Consider the following 22878-nt stretch of genomic DNA (forward strand, 5'->3'; position numbering starts at 1 on the left):
CGTGCAGAAAAGATCGGGGGCCGCAACTCTGCCTGACTCTGCGGCCCTCCGGACTTTTCTGGAAGCAGACCGCACCCCCATTTCCCCGCCCGATATTCTTCGGGCCTTTGGTTTACCCGCGCATCTAAAAGCCGCTTTGCGGACGCATCTGCACGCCATGGCCGTCGCGGGAGATCTCGCGCTCCTGCCGCCGGGCAGACTGAAAGGTGTGACCGGCCTGCCGGAGACCGCCCGCGCCATCATCACACGCATGAGGCATGACGGCTTGCCTCTGGCCCACCTGCCCGATGACCCGTATGGCAGCAGCGTGGCACTCGTCACGTCGCATCTGGACGGCAGCCTGCTTATCCCCGGTGATGAGGTGATCCTTCGCCTCCGCCCCGCCACCGGCCGTACCCGGCGGGAAGGGCGGCCAATCCGTCTCGTCTCCACCGCCCCGCGCCAGATTGCCGCTGTTTTTCAGACCAACCCGGACAGGCTGCTCCCCTGTGACCGCAGGCTCACGCGGGCGCTGGACATCGTGCCCGACTTACCCGCATCGCGGGACGGGCCGGACACCGTACCAGCGGGCACCACGCCAGAGGACACCGCACCAGAGAATGCACCAGAAAACGGACACATTAATTCACCGGCGAGCGCACCAGAAAGCGCTCTGGATGCCATCCCTCCGCAATTCCCTTTGGAGTCCGCCCCCTCACATCCCGCGCTGGCTTCCCTCACCAAGCACCCTGTAGCGGGGGAAATCGTGCTGGCGGACCTTCTTCCCGCACGGGATAGCCATCACGCTCCCTGTGCGCGGATCCGCACTATTCTGGGGCCCGCCACAGCAGCAGGCATGCCCGCCACCTTAAGCCTGTTGACCCACGACATCCCCGCAGAGTTCCCGCCAGAGGTAGAAGCCGAGGCACAACGCGTCGCCCGGCCCCCTTCACACCCGGCCACCATGGGCAACGCCACGGATGACCCGCTGGACGGGCGAACGGACCTGCGCGCTCTCCCCCTTGTCACTATTGATGATGCCAGCGCGCAGGATTTTGATGACGCCATCTGGGCGGAACGAACATCGGACGGCTTCCGCCTGATGATCGCCATCGCGGATGTCGCGCATTACGTCACCCCCGGCTCGGCACTGGATATTGAAGCCAGAAAACGAGGCAACTCTGTCTATCTGCCGGGCCGCGTGGTGCCTATGCTGCCATTGGCTCTTTCGGCTGGGGTTTGCTCGCTCAAACCGCAGGAAGACCGGCTGTGCGTATTTGTTGAACTCACCATCACCCCTACGGGGCAGACTCGTTCCGGCACGCTGGGCCGGGGGATCATGCGCAGCGCCGCACGGTTGACCTATCAGGATGTGCAGCGAGCACTTGAACCCAAAACAGCGATAGCGGCGCAGGTATCGGCGAGCCCGTCCGGTTTCTCTGAAGGTGGCACGGCCAACCTCTCGACTCTCCCGCCAGACCTGATCCCGACGTTACAGGCGGCCGCAGCGGCGTTGCAAGCAGACGCCGCTGCCCGCGGCGTGCTGACCCTGCCGGAAGAAGACTATCACGTCACGCTTGATGCCACCGGACAGCCAGCAGACTTCAAACTCCGTGAACGCCTGCCCGCGCATGATCTTGTGGCGGCCTTCATGATCGCCGCCAACCGCTTTGCCGCGGAAGAGCTTGTGCGCCACACTGCACCGGGGCTGTTCCGTGTACACCCCGCACCACCCGCCCCGTCCGCAGAGCGGACGAGCCATTCCCAACCGCCCGCACGCATGCAAGCACGTTACAGTGCAACGCCGGGACAGCATCACGGTCTGGCGCTGGCACGCTACACGCATTTCACCAGCCCGATCCGCCGCTATGCGGACCTTGTCACGCACCGCGCGCTACTTGCTCTCCTTGACCGCACTGCACGCAATACAGCCTCCCACCAGCCAGACAGAGCAGACCTGCCCGCCCTCGCCGAACATCTCCAGATGACGGAACGCAGAGCCACTTCCGCCGTTCAGGCTTGTCAGGACAGACTTGCTGCCATTTTTCTGACCCCGTTCATCGGGCAGACTCTGGAAACACACATCACCACTGCAACCCGGTCTGGCCTTGCCGTGACATTGACGAAAACAGGAACTCCGTCTTTCCTTTCCTTTCTTGCCTTGCCGGATGACTCAGGGATGCATGACGACTCGTTACTCACGCGCTCAGACTTCAGTTCAGGAACCCGTTTCCTGAACGGCGACGTGCTGCCTGTTGTCCTGACCGCCACCCATCCAGCACAGGGTACACTGGCTCTGGCTTCCGTATGCCATGACAGCTAGTACGGCTCGCCGCTTGCTTCTTCCCAGCCCGTTGCGCCGTGCACTCCCCTGCATTTTGATCGCAACCCTGCTGATCTATCAGCCGCTACCTCTGTATGCACAGGGCAGCGCGCCTGCGTCCGAACCAGACAAGCTGCCTTCTGCCCCGCCGGACTCTGCCCCACTAGACGCAGCGCACGCCAGCCCGGCCAAAGCCACGGTGCCCCAAGCCGAAGCGGCCCCCAGCGTGCCCACCAATGCAACTGCCAGTTCAACCGCCAGTTCAACCGCCAGTGCGCCCCCCAGCGAGCCTCCCAATGCACCCCCTAGTGCATCCTCCAGTGCGACAGGCAGCGCGACACCCAGCGCTCCTCCGGCAAACACGGCTGAAGCACCAGAGGCCGTGGAGCCGGACAAACCCGTCGTCGATATGGCGTTGGTGCGCTCCGTGATTGCCACGGCTCTGGAATTTCTCGCCCCGCGTACGCTGGAAGCCCATACCAGCCGGGAGTTTACGCTATGGGGTCTTGGGTGCCTGACGGCGCTCGACCCGATGCTCACCCTCGATACACGCGGCGCTGACATCCGCCTGCTGACCGGGCAGACCACCCTGCTCGCCCAACCCGCTCCGACTGCCGACAATGTGGAACAATGGGCGAAGCTGGCCGTGGACTTCATTTCCGCAGCCCGCGCCCATTCCACCTCTGTAGGGAGTGCGAGCCGGGAAGATCTGGTGCAGGCGTTCTTTGATGAATTGTTCAATCACCTAGACCCCTATTCCCGCTATATCGGCCCTTCCTCCGCCACAACGGACCGTCAGGCCCGCGTGGGGGGAGAGGCTGATGCTGGCGTTAGCCTGACGCGCAAGGGGCGGGATATCGTCATCTCCGCTGTCAACGCCAACGGACCGGCATGGACCGCCACGGTGGACCCGGGAGACAAGGTGCTGGCGGTAAATAACAGGCTGACAGCCGGGCAGTCGGTAGAAACCGTAACCGGCTGGCTGCGGGGCGAGGAAGACTCTCGCGTCACCCTGCGCCTGCTCTCTCCGGGCAACCGGCGCGGGCATACCATTGTGCTGCGCCGCGCCAAGGTGCCGCCGGAAACCGTTTTCGCTTTTGCCAGCGGCCCGCTCGTGGTGCTGCGCGTTACCTCCTTTTCTTCCGATACAGCGGAAGAAATGAGCCAGTATCTCGACCAAGCCACGCAGGACCCGAACCTGAAAGGGCTGATTATAGACCTGCGCGGCAACCGGGGCGGCGTGCTGCAACAGGCGGTAACCGCAGCAGCACTGCTGCTGGACCGCGGCGTAGCCGCCGTGACCGACGGGCGCGACCAGCAGGCCAACCATATCTGGGCTGTGCAGGGTGGGGACATGACCAAAGGCCTGCCCATTGCCATTCTGGTGGACGGGCGCACGGCCAGTGCGGCGGAAATCCTCGCCGCAGCTCTGGCGGACCATCGTCGGGCGGTGGTTATTGGCAGTTCAACCCTTGGCAAAGGACTGGTGCAGACCGTGGCGCAGTTGCCGGATGAAGGCGAACTGTTTGTGACATGGAGCCGCGTGATTGCCCCCCTCCACTGGCCGCTTCAGGGGCTGGGCGTTATGCCGCAGGTCTGCACCAGCCTTGGCGAAGCCGAGATAACGCGCCAGATGCATGACCTTGCTGCGGGCAAACTAGACAATCAGCCTGCGGTCGAGGCGTCTCGCCTTGCCCGTTTCCCGCTACCGGTGTCACGCATTCTGGCCATCCGCAAAGCCTGTCCGGCGGCACTCGGGAGTGATCGGGATCTGGACGCTGCCCGCGCCCTGCTGGAAAACCCGAAAGGGTACAAAACCGCCATTGCCGCCATGCCGGATGATTCCGCCTCCCCCGGCCCGGCCACGCATGAATGACGACACCCCGCCTGCGTTCTGACATTGTTGCCCGCGCCCTGCTCCGCCAATGCGGGCAGGATGGGCGGTCCGCCATGCTACTCAAGCGGGGTGATGCCGATGCCGGGGGCATTCTGGTTGTTCTACTGGGGCGGGAAGATAAGGCCGTGGTGCTCAGCCAGACCCGTACCGCGGCAGGAGATGCCGCATGGCTGAAAAGCTCTGGGGACACACCGCTTAGTGCGGAAAAAACACAGACCTATCTTGACCGGCAACTCCGCTACGACCCGGATTTGTGGGTTCTGGAAGTGGAAGCCCCGGACTTCAGACCTCCGTTTGAAGCAACGCTGCTCTGATAAGACTTAACGCTGTGTGACTTATGTCACACGCCTGACACATTGATTACCTCTAAAATCGGGGTGTTTTTGAAAACTGTTTCCACAAGCAGTTGCGCAGAACGCCAGTTTACAGCAAAGAAGGCAGGCATATGTGCCACGAGCACCAAGACCACAATGCCCGGCCACTGCGGAAACAGTGCCACAGCAGGGAGAAGAACATGACGCTGCGCCAAGGCCTCCTCGCGCAATCACTGCTTTCTGCACCGTTGGTGGCAGGTTTCCTGCTGTGTGCCGCGCCTGCCATGGCTCAGCCTGTTCAAGGTCTGTATATTGCAGGTGAGGGCGGTGCTACCTTCAATCAGGACCAGCGCGTCCGCACCTCCAACATGTTCCCTGACGGGCGTGACCGCTGGCGCACCGGTGCGACCGGAATCGGGTCTATCGGTTACGGTCTGGGCAACGGGTTCCGTGTGGAAGTGGAAGGCGACTACCGCAACCAGACCTATCAGCGGTTTGTAACCAACTCCCTCAGCAGCCGCGCCGATGGCCGCCGCCAGACCTACGGCGTGATGGCTAACGCCCTGTTTGACATGGATGTGGGCAACCCGTTCATCTTTCCGTATTTTGGCGCGGGTGTCGGCTATGGCTGGACGGCGCTGAACACCTCCATCACGGCACCGGGGAACCAGCTTTCCCAGCATGTCGGTGGCACGTTTGGCAATTTTGCCTATCAGGGCATTTTTGGTGTCGCCTTCCCCACGCCGTGGGTGGTGGGACTGTCCTTCACGGCGGAATACCGCTTCTGGACCATGCTTGGCCCGCAGTCTCATGGGTCTTCCGCGTGGGGCACCATTGGGGGCGCCAACCAGTCCAAGCCATACAGCTTTGCCACCGGCAACCGGGACACCAAAACAGACTTCAACCATTCCCTGATGCTGGGCCTGCGGTATGAGTTCAATCCCGCACCGCCCCCTCCCCCCGCAATACCAGAACCCACAGCAGCCCCGGCCCCGCAGCCAGCGCGTAGCTATCTGGTGTTTTTTGATTGGGACAAGTCTGAACTGTCCAACAGGGCACGCTCCATTGTGGCGGTTGCTGCGCAAGCCACCGCGCACACCAGCCTGACTCGCATTCTCGTGTCTGGTTACACGGATAACTCCTCCGCTTTCCCCGGCCAGAAGCGCGGTGAGGCCTATAATATGAAGCTGTCCCTCCGTCGTGCAGAGATTGTGAAAGCCGAACTGGTGCGGGATGGCGTACCCGGCGCGACCATCGACATTCACGGCTACGGTGAAGAAAACCCGCTGGTTAAAACCGGCCCGAACACCAAAGAACCCCAGAACCGTCGTGTGGAAATCATTTTCCGCTAAGACCGTCGGTGTCTTACGCCCCTCTCAAACAGAGGGGTAATGAAGGGTTCTAAACCCAAAAAAAGCCGCTCTAGCGCAATGCCGGAGCGGCTTTTTTAAACCCTTTTTATAACCCTGAAAATAAGGACGTGGACAAATACCGTTCTGCAAAAGACGGTGCGATAACAACAATCGTCTTGCCTTTAGAGGTTGGCTTCTTCGCCACCTGAAGGGCCGCATGCAGGGCCGCGCCGGAAGAAATCCCCACAGGCACACCGTCCAGCCGCGCACAGCGGCGGGCAGAGGCAATCGCCTCACGCTCGGAAACGGTAATGACCCCATCCAGCAGTTTCGTGTTGAGTGTCGCCGGACAGAAACCGGGGCCAATGCCCTGAATGCCATGCGGGCCGGGTTCGTCGCCATTCAGAATGGCGCTTTCTGTCGGCTCAACCCCAAATACCTGTAAACCTTTGCGGCGCGGCTTCAGAGCTTCAGCAATACCCGTCGCGGTGCCCCCTGTGCCCACCCCCGCAATAACTGCATCTACCGTGCCGTCCGTATCCACCCAGATTTCTTCTGCCGTGGTGGCAGCATGGACAGCCGGGTTGGCCGGATTATCAAACTGGTCCGGCATCCATGCGTCCGGCGTTTCCTGCAAAATCTCATTCGCACGGGCAATGGCTCCGGCCATTCCCAAACGGGCCGGGGTAAGTTCCACCTGTGCGTCCATCAGGCGCAGCATCCGCCGCCGCTCAATGGAGGCACCTTCGGGCATGGTTACAATCAGCCGGTAGCCTCGCGCCGCAGCGACAAACGCCAGCGAAATACCAGTATTGCCGGATGTGGGCTCCACCAGCACCGTGCGGCCGGGGGTAATGCGCCCTTCCCGCTCCGCTTGCAGCACCATGGCCGCGCCAATCCGGTCCTTAACAGAGCCTAGCGGATTGAAAAATTCCAGCTTGAGCAGGAGCCGGCATTGCAGCTCTTCCTCTCGCGACAGATGGGGAAGAGCCACCAGAGGCGTTCCACCCACCAGATCGACAACCGAGTCGTACACTTTGCCGCGCGGAGCAGCAAAACCGTAACTCCCGCCGGATTTATCCGAACTTGCCATGAACGTCCCTTTTCTGAGTGTCTTCTTTCTCGTTGCTCTTTGTATAATACGAATTATCAACGTAGATAAACAGAAGAACGCCTGCTATATCTCACCATTATTCATGTTTAACGGCCGATCGGCCTTTTCTTGGTGTGAAAGGAAACCAGACTCATGATTTTGCGTCGGGACAGAGCCATGACAGCCGTTCTCATCATGCTGGATGTGGCATTTCATGCGGGCCGCTCCGGCACGGTTAGTGCTGCGGATATTGCAGAACGCTCCGCTCTGGCACGGCGTGGCATTGAGCCTCTGCTTCAGGCTCTCTCACGCACAGGCCTGCTAGAGAGCATCCGTGGGCCGCGTGGCGGGTATCGTCTGGGTCGTCCCCGCCGGGATATCTCTCTGGTAGACATCATCAATGCTGTCACGCAGGATGACGGTAACGGGGAGGATGGTCCGCAAGGCCCGCTATTCAACAAGGTGATAGAGCCGTGCTGGAAGCAATTTGATAAAGAGCTCACAGCACAGATGAAAAAGACCACGCTGGATGATCTGGTTAAAAAAACCGAGAACTGCGGCCTTAAACGCCCGCTGAGTGAGCCGATTACTTTCTCAATCTGACCAGATGAGAGCTAACCTGTGGTGGACAGACCTGTAGCAGGCTGGCTGTTGCGGGTCTGGTCAATCTGGCCGGCCGGGATGTTGAACAAAAAACGCGCTGCACCAGCAAACTGGTGGCAGCGCGTTTTTGTAGAGACACTCAGAAAGAATAACGCCACCGTTTACACGATGGCGTCATCCGCGACTGTGAGGCTTTCTTGTTTGAGGCTTATTTCTTGTGGCTCACAACACGACGGCGCGTGACGGCCTTCTTGCCTTTGGAGCCTGTTGTTTTCGTGGCGTCCGTTTTGCTTTCAACCGGAGCCGGAGCCTTGGGCAGCACAACGCCTGTCGCGTCAACCTGTGCCGTTACCGTCAGGCGGACACGCTTTTCACCGGGTGCGGGCACCAGAATGGCCGTAAACGTATCCTGACCAGCGTAGCCCATGGTGGGCGTGTAGGTCACATGGGTGTCGTTATCCAGATTATACAGGAAGGCTTTCCCATGCTCTGGTGACGGAGAGACACCGAAAGAGGTGTAGGCCTTACCAGAATCCTTAGAGACCTTCAGGTCACACAGGCCATCGTCTGAACGCACCGTCATCGTGGTGCTCAGGCTGCCATCAGCGGCCTTTTTCAGCGGTGTGGTCTGGCAGACCGCTGATTTCTTCATATACCCGAACGGGTTAGGAGACCCGGTAATAACTGGGCCACCTGTAGTTGCACAGCCGGCAAGCATACCACCAGTTAGCGCCAGAACGGCAATTCCTCGTAAGCGCACTCGACAGCTCCGCTTCACTATTATTATTCAGTACATGAACCTTCTGCGCACCGTATGCGGGCAAATCAGGCAAATTTATGCCCATCTCCCGCTGTGCCACATGATTCGTCTCTGCCTTTAGAGCATACGGCAGAAGGAAGAAAGGGGGTAACTCATATCCCTCTCCCGCAGGGCAACGCGGGCTTTTCTGTTTCAGTTTCTGGCTGGCCTATTCACAAGAAACATTATTTTGCCCGAAATTAACGGTTTGGAAGAGCAGACTGTGTCCTTCGTGTGTGCCGGCCCACTCGCAACAACGAGTTTCCTGCATCCGGAAATGCTAAGACGCGGTATGAAAAAATACTTCTATCTTTCTCTGCTGAATACGCTATTTCGTTCATCAAACCTTGTAGAAACCGTTTTATACGCTGAGCCTGCCGGGGAGACCTTGCTATGAAGAGGCACGCCCGCTCCAGCATGTATCGGAGGACCCGCATGTCTTTTTCCCGTTTTCTTGCCGCTGGTGCCGTTGCTTTTGGTGTGCTGCACAGCACTGTCACGTTAGCCGCCACCCCGTGCGGCCATTCCCCGGCGCATGAAGCATTCAACATTCAGGCTCTAAAAAGCGAGCTGATGGTGACAGCTCTCTCCTGCAACGCGCAGGACCGTTACAACGCGTTCGTGGGCAAATTCCGCTCCACGCTGCTGAACGAAGAGCAGAAGCTCAACTCCTACTTCCGCACCACCTATGGCCGTAGCGCCCAGCGCGAGCATGATGACTACATCACGCAGCTCGCCAACATTCAGTCTGAAAAAGGCCTCCAGTCCGGCACCATTTTCTGCATGCAGCGTCTTGCCATGTTTGATGAAGTCAGCGCGCTGGAAAGCTCTGAAGATCTGGCCAACTACACAGATGCCAAAGACGTGACCCAGCCTGCCTCTTTTGAAACCTGTGCAGCTCCTGCCGCCTCTTCCCGTCCGTCTCGCCCTGCGCGCCGTACGACAAAGGCAAAAACAGCACACCGCGCTTAATCGTCACAGCATTCCGGCGGGTGGCGTCGCGTTTCAGGCCCGGCCATCCGTCCACCTTTTGTTCAGGCCTGCTTGACGAATCAGCGACAAAGCGGGACAGACCTTATCCATGAGCGACCTGTTTTCTCCGCCCCCGCCTTCCCGCAAGCCTGCAGGGAAAACTGCGACCAAAGCGGACACCAGCCCCCAAGCCTATGACGCCAGCGCCATTGAGGTTCTGGAAGGGCTTGAACCTGTGCGCCGTCGCCCCGGCATGTATATTGGCGGCACGGATGAGGCAGCGTTGCATCACCTCGCCGCCGAGGTGCTGGATAACGCCATGGACGAAGCCGTGGCTGGCCACGCCTCCGCCATTGATGTGCGGCTGGACCCGGATAATCGCCTGACCATCCGGGACAACGGGCGCGGCATCCCCGTGGACGCGCATCCGCGTTTTCCGGACCGCTCGGCGCTGGAAGTCATCCTCACCACCCTCCACGCTGGCGGTAAATTCTCCGGCAAGGCCTACGCCACGTCCGGCGGTCTGCATGGAGTCGGGTCTTCCGTAGTGAACGCCCTGTCCTCCCGCATGGATGTGGAAATTGCGCGAGACCGCGCCATCTGGCGACAGGCCTATGAGCGCGGCAAACCCGTCACGCCACTGGAAAAAGTAGGCCCCACGCAAAACCGGCGCGGAACGCAAATTACTTTCCAGCCGGACACCCTCATTTTCGGTTCCCATGTATTTGTGCCGTCCCGGCTGTATAAGCTGTGCCGCTCCAAGGCGTTCCTGTTCCGGGGCGTGACCATTCGCTGGTCATGTGACCCGTCCCTGATCAAAGCGGGCGATGAAACCCCGACGGAAGCCACGCTGCACTTTCCCGGCGGGCTGGCTGACAGCCTGACGGACGAGCTGGGGGCCTCCGCCCCGTTGCTCACCCCGCTCTGGGATGGAGATGCCAGCCTTCCGCCGGCCGCCGATGGCACGGATAATGGCCGGGTGGAATGGGCCGTCGCTTTTCTGGAAAGCGGTACGGCAGCCCTTGCCTCCTACTGCAACACCATCCCCACCCCGCAGGGCGGCACGCATGAGACGGGATTCCGGAACGCGCTGGTCAAAGGCCTGCGCGCATGGGGGGAGCAGCGGTCCAATAAAAAAGCCGCGTCTGTTACAGCCGAAGACGTGCTGGGCACGATTGCCGCCAAACTGTCTGTTTTTATCCGTGACCCGCAATTTCAGGGCCAGACCAAGGAAAAGCTGACCTCCGCCGAAGCCAGCAAACTGGTGGAAACCGCCCTGCGGGACCGGTTTGACCACTGGCTTGCGCAAAACCCGCCTCAGGCTGATGCCCTGCTCAGTTTTGTGATTGAGCGCGCGGAAGAACGCCTGCGCCGGCGTGAGCAGAAAGACACACCGCGCAAAAGTGCAACGCGCCGCCTGCGCCTGCCGGGTAAGCTGACAGACTGCACGCGGGAACGGGCGGAAGAGACCGAAATTTTTCTGGTGGAGGGTGACTCCGCCGGTGGCTCCGCCAAGCAGGCCCGCAATCGTGAGACACAGGCTGTCCTGCCCCTGCGCGGTAAAATCCTGAACGTGGCCAGCGCCACCACGGAAAAACTCCGCGCCAATCAGGAATTGCGGGATCTGATTGAAGCCCTCGGCTGCGGTTCAGGCGATCGGTTTGATCTGAGCAAGCTACGCTATGGCCGCGTCATCATCATGACCGATGCTGACGTGGACGGTGCACATATCGCCTCCCTGCTGATGACGTTTTTCTACAGGGAACTGCCGGAATTGATCCGCAACGGGCATCTCTATCTGGCCCAGCCCCCACTTTATCGACTGACGCAGGGCGCACACTCCGTTTATGCAATGGATGATGCTGACCGCGAGCGGAAAATGAAAACGGCTTTCAAGGCGCGTGGCAAAATTGATGTCTCCCGCTTTAAAGGCTTGGGCGAAATGCCGCCGGGTGACCTGAAAGAAACCACCATGGACCCCAAACGCCGCACATTGTTGCGCGTGGTGGCCCCGCCGGAAGACCGTCTGGCCACGCGGGAACGGGTGGAAAGTCTGATGGGCCGCAAGCCGGAACTGCGCTTTGCGTTCATTCAGGAACACGCGCAATCTGTTGGCGAATTGCTGGATGTATGATTCAGCCGCCTTTTTCTAACATCACGTTCGGCATGCTCCGGACTTCTGAGCAGGTCTGAGCATGGCGGCTTCCCTTCCCAACACCGCCCTCAGGGAGCGTCTGCTGGCGCTCACCCAACTGGTCGGCGGCATAATCTGCCTTCAGTTCGGTTCCTCCATGGCCAAGTCCCTGTTCCCGCTCTTCGGGGCCGTGGGCATGGTCGGCCTGCGCACGGCGTTTGCCGCGATCGTGCTGGTCCTGTTCTTCCGAAGCTGGCATGTCCTCTCACGCCGCACGATACGGCTGGTGCTGCCCTACGGCATTGCAATTGCCGGGATGAACCTGTGCTTCTATCTGGCGCTGGAACGCATCCCGCTGGGCATGACGGTCGCCATTGAATTTACCGGCCCCCTCTTTCTGGCCTTTATCGGCTCCCGCAGGCTGGCGGATATTGGCTGGGTTGCGTTGACAGTGCTCGGTTTAGCCCTGTTGTTGCGGCCAGATACAGCGGCACTCCCCGATATGCTGGGTGTGGCCTATGCCATTGGCGCAGCCATCTGCTGGGCGCTCTATATTATTTTTGGTAAACGGATGACGGGGAAACTCGCCCCCGGCCACGCCTGCGCTCTGGGTCTGCTGTGCAGCGCGGCTATTTTGTTCCTGCCCTGCTTCACCCCGGCCTTCGTGACCGGACTGCATCACCCGCTTCTGCTAGGGATGGCTGTGCTAGTGGCGTTCTGCTCCTCCGCGCTGCCTTACGCACTGGAAATGCAGGCCATGCACCGGCTCTCCGCGCGAGATCTGGGTGTGCTGTATAGTCTGGAACCCGTCTGCGCAGCCTGCGCGGGCATCCTGCTGCTGCACGAAACCCTCTCCCCGCTACGCATGGTCGGCATTCTATGCATTGTGGTGGCATCTGCTGGAACGGTGCTGACGCCGGGCAAAAAGGGTCCACCGAACGAACTGCCTGAGTTACCCCAGTAAAACACCAGCCATCGCCTCAGAGCGTTCAGGATCGGGGCAATCTGACATCCTTCTTTAAAAAGCTGATCCGAAAGCTCAGAGCCAAGGATTGCAGGCATTTTTATGACTGAACCGCGGGCTTTACAGCCCCGATGCTGCGGGTGGCATCGCGGAAACCAGACCATGCGGTCAGGCGCAAACGGGCACGCCCCACTGGTCATCCGCAATTTTTGCAATAGTCTTCCGTAACGCTATTTAAGCGGGGGCACTCATGCGCCACGGCAGGAAACACTACAGCAGTGGCACCTGCGCGTTTCATGACCTCGTGAAACAGAGCGCCCCGCCCAGTCGCCCGGATTATCAGATGGCCGACACCTCCCAGACGTAGGACCTAGTCATCGCGTGAACACGGTGAACTCGTTGCCCCGGCATGCGCTGATCGGGATCGGTTGCGAGAGATAACCGTTCATGGGATTGCGCACATAGGTCAGATATTCGTTGTCATAGTCAAAGGCATTTTCCCCAAGGATCGGGGTGCCGGACTTCAGATGAGGCTCCAATAGCTTCAGCACCGGCAGATAGAGGCTGAACGCGCCATCGAGCAATACCAGATCCACCTCCCCTCCAACATCGGCAAGTGTTTCCCGTGCATCGCCCACACGGATTTCGACCAGATCGGCCAGCCCCGCCTCTTCCAGATTGGCGCGGGCACGCGCGGCCTTGTCGGGCTCCAGTTCGGTGCCGATCAGATGGCCACCCCCCATGTCGCGCAGGGCTGCGGCCAGATACAGGGTGGAGACGCCCATCGACGTGCCGAACTCGACGATGCGTGTCGCCTGACGTGCCCGTGCGCACTGATAAAGAAAGCGGCCATATGCTGGCTCTACGTTAAGGTAGTTATTGACGTAGCCATGATAGAAACTGCGGACATCGCGACACTCCTGCTCGCGATGCTCGGCGACGCTCTCAGCCATTAGTTGTTCGAGATTTTCTGCGTTCTCGAACTGCGCCATCAAGGCCCGATCCGCCTGTTCTGCTTCTTGAAAAACCCGTTGCAAGGTTTGGGCAACGCGTCCCGTGCTCAATGAATCCATGATATCGCCTGCTCCGAAAAGGGGGGCGGTAACAGAACTCCGTTACCGCTTCAGGCATGGTAGGGTCGGACAGGTTTGACAGCATTGGGCAATATGGCCAGAATATATGGAAATATGGCCAATTCTCTCGGGATGACGATCAGAACCGCGCCATGCCTCTCTGGAACGAGCACTCACCGTCCTTCGAATGGACCGACCCGGACCTCGTACCGCGCCCAGTGGTGAGCATTGGTGCCACAGGTATCGTGATGGAAAGCCTTGACCGTCAGGATGCAGATTTCCGCCATCAACCAGCAATAGATTTCCATCGCCACCTCAAGGGTGAACTCCTGTTGGCGCTGCGTGGCGTGATGACCTGCGAAGTGGAAAACGGCTTCTGGATAGTGCCGCCGCAAAGCGCCATCTGGGTACCGGGGGGCGTCGAGCATAAATTCACAACGACCGGTCTGCTCGAATGCTATGTCGTCTTTATTGATCCGCATGCGGCCCTGAAGCTCCCGTTGACCTGTTGCTCCCTGTCTACCACGCCGCTACTGCGTGAATTGATGGTCCGTTCCGCAAGCCTCCCCATGCTTTACGCCGAGGGCGGCATGGAATCGCACCTGATGACCTTGCTGTTGGATGAAATCGCGCTGCAACAGGTCGGGAACCTGCATCTGCCGATGCCAACCGATGTTAGGCTACGCAAGATTGTTGACATGATCATGGATGATCCCGCCGACCGCGGCACGATCCAGACATGGGCACGGCGCGTGGGCATGAGCGAGCGCACACTGGCACGTCTTCTCGTCCACGAAACCGGCATGAGCTTTGGCCGCTGGCGTCAGCAACTCCATCTGATGCTTGCGGTCAGGTGGCTGGGTGCAGGTTCCTCAGTTCAACAGGTCTCCGATGCTTTGGGTTATGAAAGCGCCAGTAGCTTCGTGACGATGTTCCGTAAAAATCTGGGTGCGCCGCCCGGCCGTTACATGGCCGAACGCAAACCTGCTGCCTGAAGCAGCCGTGTGATGCTCTTCTACGCGCACCGCACTTGTTACGTTCACCCCGTCATGGCCGAAGCAAAAGCGACGACGGACCTATTCTGCTATAAACGTAAAGAAATCAAAGAATAGATGATACGGACATTTTCGATCTGACCCTGATCAGATCGCACGGCGGCGGCCCACTGCCCCTACTCCCATCGGAACAAGCCAGAACCTCGGCCATCTCAGGACGCAACAGCGCAAAATCTATAGTCCGGGAAAGCATTTCAGACTGGTTACCAAGCCCTCTCTGGCAAGCGAGAGAGTTCAACATCAAAGAAGCCATTTGCTCCTTTCCAGCCACCATTTTCAGATTACGAAGGACGGAGTCACAGATAAATGCTCATAGTCAGGAGGCTTTCACCTCCCTCTCTCTGAGCCACAGCGCCCTTTCCACCCCTGCCCTATCCGCTCAGCCTTCTGGCGGGAACACCGTAATGGGCTGGCGGACGCTCTTATCAGTCCGCCAGTTGCACCTTAACGGGAGGCCAGATGCAGCGTGCCATCGGACAAAGACGCCGTGGCAGCTGTAGCCCCATGATGCACGGCCTGCATCACCACGGGGTCAAACAGGCGGGTAAAGCTGCCGGGGTGAATACCCATCCAGAGCGTAACAAGCGCCAATGGTGCCAGCACTGCAATTTCTCCCATGCTGAGATCACGCAGCAGATGCACCGTGCCCTGCAAGCCGCCAAACAGCACCCGGCGATATAGCGAGAGCATATAAACCGCCCCCATAATCATGGTGCCCCCAGCCAGCAGCGCGACCCAGAAAGAGACGTGGATCGCCCCCATCAGCACCAGCAACTCTCCCACAAAAGAGCCCGTACCGGGCAGGCCAACATTGGCCATGGTGAACAGCATGGTCAGCACCGCCAGCACCGGCATCTGCCGCGCCACGCCGCCAAGGGCTGAAATCTGCTGTGTTTCTGACCGCACAGCCACGGCGGAGACACAGAAGAATAGTGCTGCAATCACCACACCATGCGAGAGCATCTGGAAAATAGCGCCATCAATCCCTTCCGCTGTCAGCGTGAACAGGCCAACGGCAATCATGCCCATGTGGGAGAAGGAGGAATAAGCGATGACGCGCTTCATGTCCGTCTGCGCAAACGCCACGAAGGCAGCATAGAGAATCGCCACAACACCCAGCGCCAGCACATAGGGCGCGAAAAGATGGGCTGCATCCGGGAACATCAGCACCCCAAACCGCAGCAGCCCATAGGCCCCCGTTTTGGACAGCACGCCGGAGAGCATGGCGGAGGCCGGAGCCGGTGCCTCGGAATACGCATCGGGCAGCCATGCATGCAGCGGAAAGAGCGGTAGCTTCACGCCAAAGGCCAGCAGGAAGGCCAGAAGCAGCCAGCCTTGCAGGGAGTGGGAAAAACCAGCCTGCATGAGGGACGGAATATCCGTGGTGCCTGCCTGCTGCCACATCACGATAAGCGCGATGAGCATGAACAGCGAGCCGCCGAACGTGAACAGGAAAAACTGCAAGGAGGCCCACGCCCGTTTGGGGCCACCCCAGATGCCGATCATCAAACTGGCGGGGATCAGCGTTGCTTCATAAAACACATAAAACAGCAGCAGGTCCTGCGCTGAAAACAGGCCAAACAATGCTGTTTCAAGCAGCAGCATGGCAGCAACAAACTCACGCCCCTGCGTGCGGATGCTCCGAGCACCCGTTGCCATGGCCAGTGGTGTGAGAAACGCTGTCAGCAGAATAAAGACCAGCGAGATGCCATCCACCCCGGTATGGTACGAAATCCCGGCGTCCGACACCCAGCCCAGCCGGGTTTCAAACTGGAGGCCCGGCGTTGCGGGATTAAAGCCGCACCACAGCGCAACGCTCAGAGCCAGCACGGCCAGACTTGTGCCTATGCCTATACGGCGGGCTAAAATATCCTGCGCCGCTCCTCCTCGGCAAAACAGCCACGCTACCAGCGCACCGGCGAGAGGAAGATAGGTTATCAGAGACAACAGAGCATGAGGCACGGTGTTTTTACCATCCGGATTGCATGACTTCGCCCGGACTCTGCCCCCTTTTAAAAAGAGAAACCAGAGAAGTTCTGTTCACGTTCAGCAGAGCAGACACGCACGTGCCATGAAAACCGGCACTTTCTCAGCGTCGGCTGAAGAGTTTTTCAAGATCATTTTTGCTGAGTTTCAGCCATGTTGGCCGCCCGTGGGAGCAGGTGCCAGCCCGTGGCGTGGCTTCCATCTGCCGCAGCAGGGCGTCCATTTCCTCCCGCGTCAGCCGTCGCCCCGCGCGAATGCTGCCGTGGCAGGCCATGCGGGCAATCACCGCGTCCAGCCGCCCATCCAGCGAGGGCATTTCATCCGGCGCACCGGCATCATCCGCTTCCAGCTCTTCCGCCAGATCCCGCAACAGACCAAGAGCGTCCGTGCTGTTGAGCATGGCGGGCAAAGCGCGCACCAGCACCGCAGTGCCGCCAAAAGCTTCCAGTTCAATCCCTAGTCTGGCCAGCATCTCCTGTCGGCTGAGCAGCAATTCCACTTGCCCACGCGCCAGTTCAATCACGTCCGGCACCAGCAACCGCTGCCCCCGCACGCTGCCGCTCAGAAACTGCTCCCGTAGTCGCTCATGCGTCAGCCGCTCATGCGCGGCATGCTGGTCCACCAGCACAAGACTACCATCGGCCGCCACGGCAATAATGTAGGTATCCAGCACCTGCGCGACCGCCGCCCCTAGCGGATGCGCCGCAATCTGCCCAGCGGGATGTGGAACGGACGCCCCTGACTGACCGGGGTGCGACTCCGCAAAGCTGACGGCCCGAGCCTCCCATCCGGCATCCCCACCGTCATTTTGTCCGGCGAATCCTGTTCCCGATTCGGTTAACAGCCTGCCCTGCGCAGCGCCGCCAGCCGCCGTACGCTGATAGTCCTGCTGCGGATAAGCTGAGCCTCCCAGTCCGGTGCCAAGTCCGGCTCCGGCCTCGTCAAAACCGGAATCCTGCCCATCAGATAAGCTCCCTGTCGGCAGAGGCGGCAGCATACGGGCGGAGGGCGTATCGCCCAACCCGAGCCGGGGTTCGGCGAAACTGCTTTGAGCAGGCGACGTTGTAGAACGCTGGCCGGGCGTTAATAGGCCAGACTGTTGCTGTGTGTTTTCCGGCGGATACCAGATTCGTCCCGGCCTGACGGCGGAAAAGGAGGGCCGCACACCCACTATCCCGGCCCCTGCCTCCAGAGCGCGCCCGAGCGTGCCAATTACTAAAGAACGGACTGAGGCTTCATCCGCAAAGCGGAGTTCCGTTTTAGCCGGATGCACATTTACGTCCACGCGGTCAGGCGGGATGGTGAGCATCAGCGCCACGACCGGGTGCCGTCCGTGTTCAATTACCCGCCGATAGGCGACGCGCACGGCGGTTTTCAGCACCGGGTCCACCACCGGGCGACCATTAACCAGCATAAACTGCCCCGCCGCCGTAGCGCGATGCACGGACGGGCCACAGGCAAAGCCGGACAGAGTCATGCCGTCCCGCTCGCCATGAATGCTCAGAAAACCATCAGCCTCATTCGCGCCAAGCAGGGCCGCAGCCCGCGCCGCCATGTCCTGCGCGGGCAGGTCAAACACCACACGGTCATCTAAACTGAAGCGGAAGGCCGTGTCCGGCACCGCCAAGGCCAAGCGCCGGATAACGCTTTCCGCATGGCCACCTTCAACCCGCGCACTTTTAAGAAATTTGCGCCGCGCCGGAGTGGCAAAAAACAGGTCTTCCACCACCACGCTGGTGCCGGGCGCGCCCGCGCTGGGTTCGGGCGGAAAAACCTTGCCGCCTTCCACACGGATTTTCCATGCCCCACTTTCCCCACGTGGGCGGGAGGTTATGCTCAGCCGCGCCGCAGCCCCGATGGATGGCAACGCCTCCCCCCGGAAACCAAGGGTGCGGATATGCACAAGGGATTCGTCCTGCAACTTGGACGTGCAATGGCGTTCAACCGCCAATGTGAGTTCCTCCGGGAACATGCCGTTCCCGTCATCTGTCACAATAATCTGGTCAATCCCGCCATTTCGCAGGCTGACATCCAGCCGCTTCGCCCCGGCATCAATGGCGTTTTCCACCAGTTCCTTCAGGGCGGCGGCCGGGCGCTCAATCACCTCACCCGCGGCAATGCGGTTGACCAACACTTCCGGCAACCGCCGCAGCGTGGGCCGCAGCGGTAGAATGCCGGAGTGTTCAGCCGAGGATGAGACCGGGTCCGACATGGTCAGACCTCAGCCTCAGAACAGGCCGGATTTTTTGGGATGAACGGTGGGCGTCACGCCCTTGGTGGGCTTATTACCCAGAGCGGCATTGGACTTCAGGCGGCGGTTTTCCGCGTCTGCATCCACAGCGGAGCCCGCCTTGCCACCTTTCCAGAACATCAACTGGCTGACAAAGCCGGACCCAGCTTCTCCCAGTTCACCTTCATCCGGGGCATCGGACGCTTCCGCTGCTTCGTTCACCAGAATGGTTTGGGCACCGCTGGTGTCCCCGTTCGTGCCGCGCAGGGCCACATCTGGAGAAAGTGTTTCCAGCGCCTGCAGGCGTTCACTTTCATCCTGCGGGCGATCTGCGCCGCTCACGGGTTTGGCCAGCGCATCCATGGGCGGCATGGACAGCGGCGCACGGGTGGTGACGGTATATTCATCCGGCATACTGCGTTCCAGCCCGAACGCACGGGCCGCTTCAGACCCGGTACATCCGGTCAGCATTACGCAGCCACCAACAAGAAGCAGCGGAGAAATCAGTGTCGAGACACGGCGCGCCATCTTCTGTCTTATATCCTTCCTGCCCAACCTGCCGGGATGACAGGTTGCTTTATAACTCACGATGCCTGCTGCTGACGGTCTGAAAAGACACTCTGCAACACCAGAACACAGACTGCACATACAATAGCAGAGTCAGCCACATTAAACACATACCATGACCAACCAAAAGCATGTGCATGAATAAAATCGACCACCGCGCCATAGCGCACCCGGTCAATGACATTTCCAATGGCCCCGCCGGTAATGGCACCCACGCAGGCGGCTGTCAGCTTACTGGGCGTTCTGGCCATCCACACCAGCAGGCCACAGGCCACGCTGAGCGCGATGACGGAAAACAGAACGCGCCCGGCATTACCCAACCCGCCAAACATGCCGAACGTGACGGCATGATTCCAGACCATGGTAAAATTCAGAAATGGGAGCACCTTGACGGACACACGGTCCGGCAAGTCCAGCCCATATAAAATCCAGTATTTGCTCAACTGGTCCGCCGAGAGGGACAGCATCAGCACCAGAAAACCGATGCTGAAAGGTCTGCGCATAAGCGGTGTGCTCACGCTCCCTCCTGCGCGGCTGTCATTATCTGCTGTTCCCGCTCCGCCACCACATCGGCACAACGCAGGCACAGGCCCGGCGCACCGGCACGAGTTCCGGTTTCCGGCAGGACTTTCCAACAGCGGGCGCATTTTTCACCCTCAGCCGGACGCACAACCGGGGCGCCATGCAAGATGCCTCCCTGCTCGCTCTCGCCATAAACCGAGCCACTCTGCGGGACGATCAGCACATCGACGTGGGAGACAATGGCGAGTTCGCTCCAGTTCACCCCGGCAAACTCACCTGCTTCCGCCTCTGAAAGCGTGAGTTCAACCTGCGCCTGAAGGGAGGACCCGACCGTGCCATCCCGCCGCGCACCCTCAATTTCCGTGGTGATGATACGACGCACGGCGCGCAGGCGCGTCCAGCGTTCATCCAACTCCGGATTGCTCCATTCCGCCGGGAGGTCCGGGAAAGCCTGCATGTGCACACTCTCCGCATCCCCGAAGCGGGCCGTCCATGCTTCTTCCGCCGTAAAGACCAGAACGGGGGCGAGCCATGTGGTCAGGCAGCGATGCAGATGGTCCAGCACCGTCCGCGCGGCGCGACGCGTCAGGCTGGATGGTGCATCGCAATAGAGCGTGTCTTTACGAATATCGAAGTAGAACGCGGATAGATCGGTTGTGCAGAAACCATGCAGGGCCGGATAGACCCCAACCCACTCATGTGTTTCCACCGCACGGGCCATCAGGCCGCCCAGATCAGTCAGGCGGTGCAGCACCCAGCGTTCCAGTTCGGGAAGCTGGTCATACGGCAGCGCCTCTTCCTCCGCAAAGCCATCCAACGCACCCAGCAACCAGCGCAGCGTGTTGCGCAGGCGGCGATAAAGTTCGCCCTGCTGTTTGAGAATTTCCTTGCCAATCCGCAGATCTTCATTGGTGTCGGAATTCATGACCCACAGGCGCAGAATATCCGCGCCCAGCTCATCATTCACTTCCTGCGGGGCAATCACGTTGCCCAGAGATTTGGACATTTTGCGTCCGTGCTCATCCAGCACGAACCCATTGGTCACCACCGCTTTGAACGGGGAAATCCCGCGTGTGCCCACGCTTTCCAGCAGGGAAGACTGGAACCAGCCGCGATGCTGGTCAGAGCCTTCCAGATACAAGTCCGCCGGGAAAGACAGGCCGGGCTGGCCGAGCACGAAGGAATGGGTGGAGCCACTTTCAAACCAGACATCGACAATGTCGAACACCTGCTCGTAGTCATCCACGTTGCGATCCGCGCCGAGGAAGCGGGAGGCTGGAGAGCTGTACCAGGCGTCCGCCCCTTCCTCACGGAAGATATCCACCACGCGTTGCATCACCTCCGCATCCCGCAGGACTTCGCCCGTGCGTTTTTCAACAAACACGGCAATCGGCACGCCCCATGCGCGCTGGCGGCTGATGCACCAGTCCGGGCGGTTTTCGATCATGGAGGTCAGGCGGTTGCGGGCCTGTGCGGGCACAAACGTCACATCATCCAGCGCGTCCAGCGCCTTCTGGCGGAGCGCGGATTCGCCATCCATCCGGATGAACCATTGTGGCGTCGCCCGGTAGATGACAGGCGCGCGGGAGCGCCAAGAGTGCGGGTAGGAATGGACAAGCTCGCCACGCGCCACCAGACCAGCAGGGGCCGTGCCTGCGGTGTTGGCCTGCTCCATCACGGCTGTCAGCGCGGCGCAGACCGGGTCTGCCGCCTTGAACACATGCACACCGGCAAAACCCGGAACCCATGGGGCATAAGTGCCGTCATCCTGCACGGTTTCCGGCACTTCAACGCCGAAGGATTTGCACAGGCGGAAGTCATCTTCACCATGGGCCGGGGCCATGTGCACAAGGCCGGTGCCTGCTTCGGTCGTGACAAAATCACCCGGCAGCATCGGCACATCATAATCATAGCCCGCGCCACGCAGCGGATGCGCGCAGACAGCCCCTTCCAGCGCCTCACCCGGCAGGGTGTAGAGGATATGATGCGCGGAAATGTGCGCTTCCTTGCAGAAGTTTTCCACCAGAGCTTCGGCCACCAGAACCTTGGCTCCCGGCTCCAGCAGCGCGCCCTCCCGCGTTTCATCCACGCGCAGCACCACGTAGGTAATCTCCGCCCCATAGGCCAGCGCGCGGTTACCGGGGATGGTCCACGGCGTGGTGGTCCAGATCACCACGGACACATCCTTGAGCGCCTGCGCGGGCGTGGGGTCTTTCACAATCGGGAAAGCCACCAGAATGGTTGTGGATTTGTGGTCGTGATATTCAATTTCGGCTTCGGCCAGAGCGGTTTTTTCAACCGGGCTCCACATCACCGGGCGCAGACCACGATACAGGCCACCATTCAGCAGAAAACGCCCGATCTCACCCACAATGGCGGATTCGGAAGAGAAATCCATCGTCGCGTAGCGGTTGGCCCATTCGGCCTGCACGCCCAGACGCTTGAATTCCTCCATCTGCACGGCCAGCCATTTGGCCGCATAGGCCCGACATTCCGCACGGAATTCCAGCACAGGCACGGAATCCTTGTCCCGTTTAGCCTTGCGGTATTCCTCTTCCACCTTCCACTCAATCGGCAGACCGTGGCAGTCCCAGCCCGGCACATACCGCACGGCATAGCCAGACATGCGATGGGCGCGGTTGATGACATCCTTATTGATCTTGTTCAGAGCGTGACCAATGTGCAGATGACCATTGGCATAGGGTGGGCCATCATGCAGCGTAAACGCCGGGCGGCCTTCCGCCTGCTGCTTTATCTGCGCATCCAGCCCAATCTCGGCCCACCGGGCAAGCCAGTCCGGCTCCCGCTTGGGCAGATTGCCACGCATGGGGAAGGACGTGCGGGGCAGAAAGACGGTATCGCGATACAGATCGGCATTAGCGCTTGTTTCTGAATCACTGCTGCTGGATTTAGACATGGAACGGCAGGTGTCACTCTGGTTCGGGTTCAGCACAAGAACAGGCCCGCCAGACTGGCAGACCCGCAGGGGTATCCGTTATCCAAGCGCCAGCCCGC

Annotated in this window: 17 protein-coding genes; 9 read left to right on the forward strand and 8 right to left on the reverse strand. The window is 60.1% G+C overall.

The features are described 5' to 3' along the window. Nucleotide 1: 1 nt before the first annotated feature. From AD949_RS08840 to AD949_RS08855, 4 genes are all read left to right on the forward strand, one after another. Nucleotides 2–2302 carry a ribonuclease R family protein gene (locus AD949_RS08840; RefSeq protein ID WP_048835188.1) on the forward strand — a complete coding sequence of 767 codons (2301 nt, stop codon included), beginning with the start codon at nt 2–4 and terminating at the stop codon, nt 2300–2302. Beyond that, a complete protein-coding gene (locus AD949_RS08845) occupies nt 2292–4178 on the forward strand; it encodes a S41 family peptidase (protein ID WP_082064622.1) in 1887 nt (628 codons plus the stop codon). Before AD949_RS08840 ends, AD949_RS08845 begins: the two co-directional genes overlap by 11 nt. Beyond that, complete coding sequence (locus AD949_RS08850; protein ID WP_048835187.1) at nt 4175–4513, forward strand: DUF1491 family protein; 339 nt, start codon at nt 4175–4177, stop codon at nt 4511–4513. Before AD949_RS08845 ends, AD949_RS08850 begins: the two co-directional genes overlap by 4 nt. Before the next feature lie 200 nt (nt 4514–4713). Continuing rightward, the gene (locus tag AD949_RS08855) at nt 4714–5865 is read left to right on the forward strand and encodes an OmpA family protein (protein WP_048835185.1); all 1152 of its coding nucleotides are present in this window, start codon (nt 4714–4716) and stop codon (nt 5863–5865) included. A 106-nt stretch (nt 5866–5971) separates the two neighbouring features. On the opposite strand, the gene cysK is transcribed toward AD949_RS08855, so the two are convergent. After that, nucleotides 5972–6958 (reverse strand): cysteine synthase A, encoded by a 987-nt coding sequence (gene cysK, locus AD949_RS08860; protein WP_048835184.1) that lies wholly within the window; start codon nt 6956–6958, stop codon nt 5972–5974. A gap of 153 nt (nt 6959–7111) precedes the next feature. Between cysK and AD949_RS08865 the strand changes: the two genes are divergently transcribed. Next, nucleotides 7112–7561 (forward strand): RrF2 family transcriptional regulator, encoded by a 450-nt coding sequence (locus tag AD949_RS08865; RefSeq protein ID WP_048835183.1) that lies wholly within the window; start codon nt 7112–7114, stop codon nt 7559–7561. A 208-nt stretch (nt 7562–7769) separates the two neighbouring features. Here the strand turns inward: AD949_RS08865 and AD949_RS08870 are convergent, their stop codons facing one another. Further along, the gene (locus tag AD949_RS08870) at nt 7770–8321 is read right to left on the reverse strand and encodes a hypothetical protein (RefSeq protein WP_048835182.1); all 552 of its coding nucleotides are present in this window, start codon (nt 8319–8321) and stop codon (nt 7770–7772) included. Nucleotides 8322–8795: 474 nt separating this feature from the next. Between AD949_RS08870 and AD949_RS08875 the strand changes: the two genes are divergently transcribed. From AD949_RS08875 to AD949_RS08885, 3 genes are all read left to right on the forward strand, one after another. After that, nucleotides 8796–9332 carry a hypothetical protein gene (locus tag AD949_RS08875; RefSeq protein WP_048835181.1) on the forward strand — a complete coding sequence of 179 codons (537 nt, stop codon included), beginning with the start codon at nt 8796–8798 and terminating at the stop codon, nt 9330–9332. A 109-nt stretch (nt 9333–9441) separates the two neighbouring features. Then, nucleotides 9442–11466 (forward strand): DNA topoisomerase IV subunit B, encoded by a 2025-nt coding sequence (gene parE / locus AD949_RS08880; RefSeq protein WP_048835180.1) that lies wholly within the window; start codon nt 9442–9444, stop codon nt 11464–11466. 61 nt (nt 11467–11527) lie between these two features. Then, nucleotides 11528–12430 (forward strand): EamA family transporter, encoded by a 903-nt coding sequence (locus AD949_RS08885; RefSeq protein WP_048835179.1) that lies wholly within the window; start codon nt 11528–11530, stop codon nt 12428–12430. A gap of 374 nt (nt 12431–12804) precedes the next feature. Here the strand turns inward: AD949_RS08885 and AD949_RS08890 are convergent, their stop codons facing one another. Beyond that, entirely contained in the window at nt 12805–13503 is a 699-nt protein-coding gene (locus AD949_RS08890; protein ID WP_048835178.1) for an O-methyltransferase, read from the reverse strand. A 56-nt stretch (nt 13504–13559) separates the two neighbouring features. On the opposite strand from AD949_RS08890, the gene AD949_RS08895 reads away from it, so the two are divergent. After that, the gene (locus AD949_RS08895) at nt 13560–14498 is read left to right on the forward strand and encodes an AraC family transcriptional regulator (RefSeq protein ID WP_244463293.1); all 939 of its coding nucleotides are present in this window, start codon (nt 13560–13562) and stop codon (nt 14496–14498) included. Between the two features lie 504 nt (nt 14499–15002). Here AD949_RS08895 and AD949_RS08900 read toward each other — a convergent pair. The 5 genes from AD949_RS08900 to ileS form a co-directional block, all read right to left on the reverse strand. After that, on the reverse strand, nt 15003–16520 hold the full coding sequence (locus AD949_RS08900; RefSeq protein WP_048835177.1) for a complex I subunit 4 family protein: 1518 nt from the start codon (nt 16518–16520) through the stop codon (nt 15003–15005). Nucleotides 16521–16647: 127 nt separating this feature from the next. Then, on the reverse strand, nt 16648–18756 hold the full coding sequence (mutL, locus tag AD949_RS08905) for a DNA mismatch repair endonuclease MutL (protein WP_048835176.1): 2109 nt from the start codon (nt 18754–18756) through the stop codon (nt 16648–16650). Nucleotides 18757–18771: 15 nt separating this feature from the next. Then, nucleotides 18772–19302 carry a DUF3035 domain-containing protein gene (locus AD949_RS08910; protein ID WP_048835175.1) on the reverse strand — a complete coding sequence of 177 codons (531 nt, stop codon included), beginning with the start codon at nt 19300–19302 and terminating at the stop codon, nt 18772–18774. 56 nt (nt 19303–19358) lie between these two features. Then, the gene (gene lspA, locus AD949_RS08915; RefSeq protein WP_048835299.1) at nt 19359–19844 is read right to left on the reverse strand and encodes a signal peptidase II; all 486 of its coding nucleotides are present in this window, start codon (nt 19842–19844) and stop codon (nt 19359–19361) included. Nucleotides 19845–19855: 11 nt separating this feature from the next. Continuing rightward, on the reverse strand, nt 19856–22780 hold the full coding sequence (gene ileS / locus AD949_RS08920) for an isoleucine--tRNA ligase (protein ID WP_048835174.1): 2925 nt from the start codon (nt 22778–22780) through the stop codon (nt 19856–19858). Nucleotides 22781–22878: the final 98 nt, after the last annotated feature.

The organism is Acetobacter orleanensis, from assembly GCF_001581005.1.
GTDB classification, from domain to species: Bacteria; Pseudomonadota; Alphaproteobacteria; order Acetobacterales; family Acetobacteraceae; genus Acetobacter; species Acetobacter orleanensis.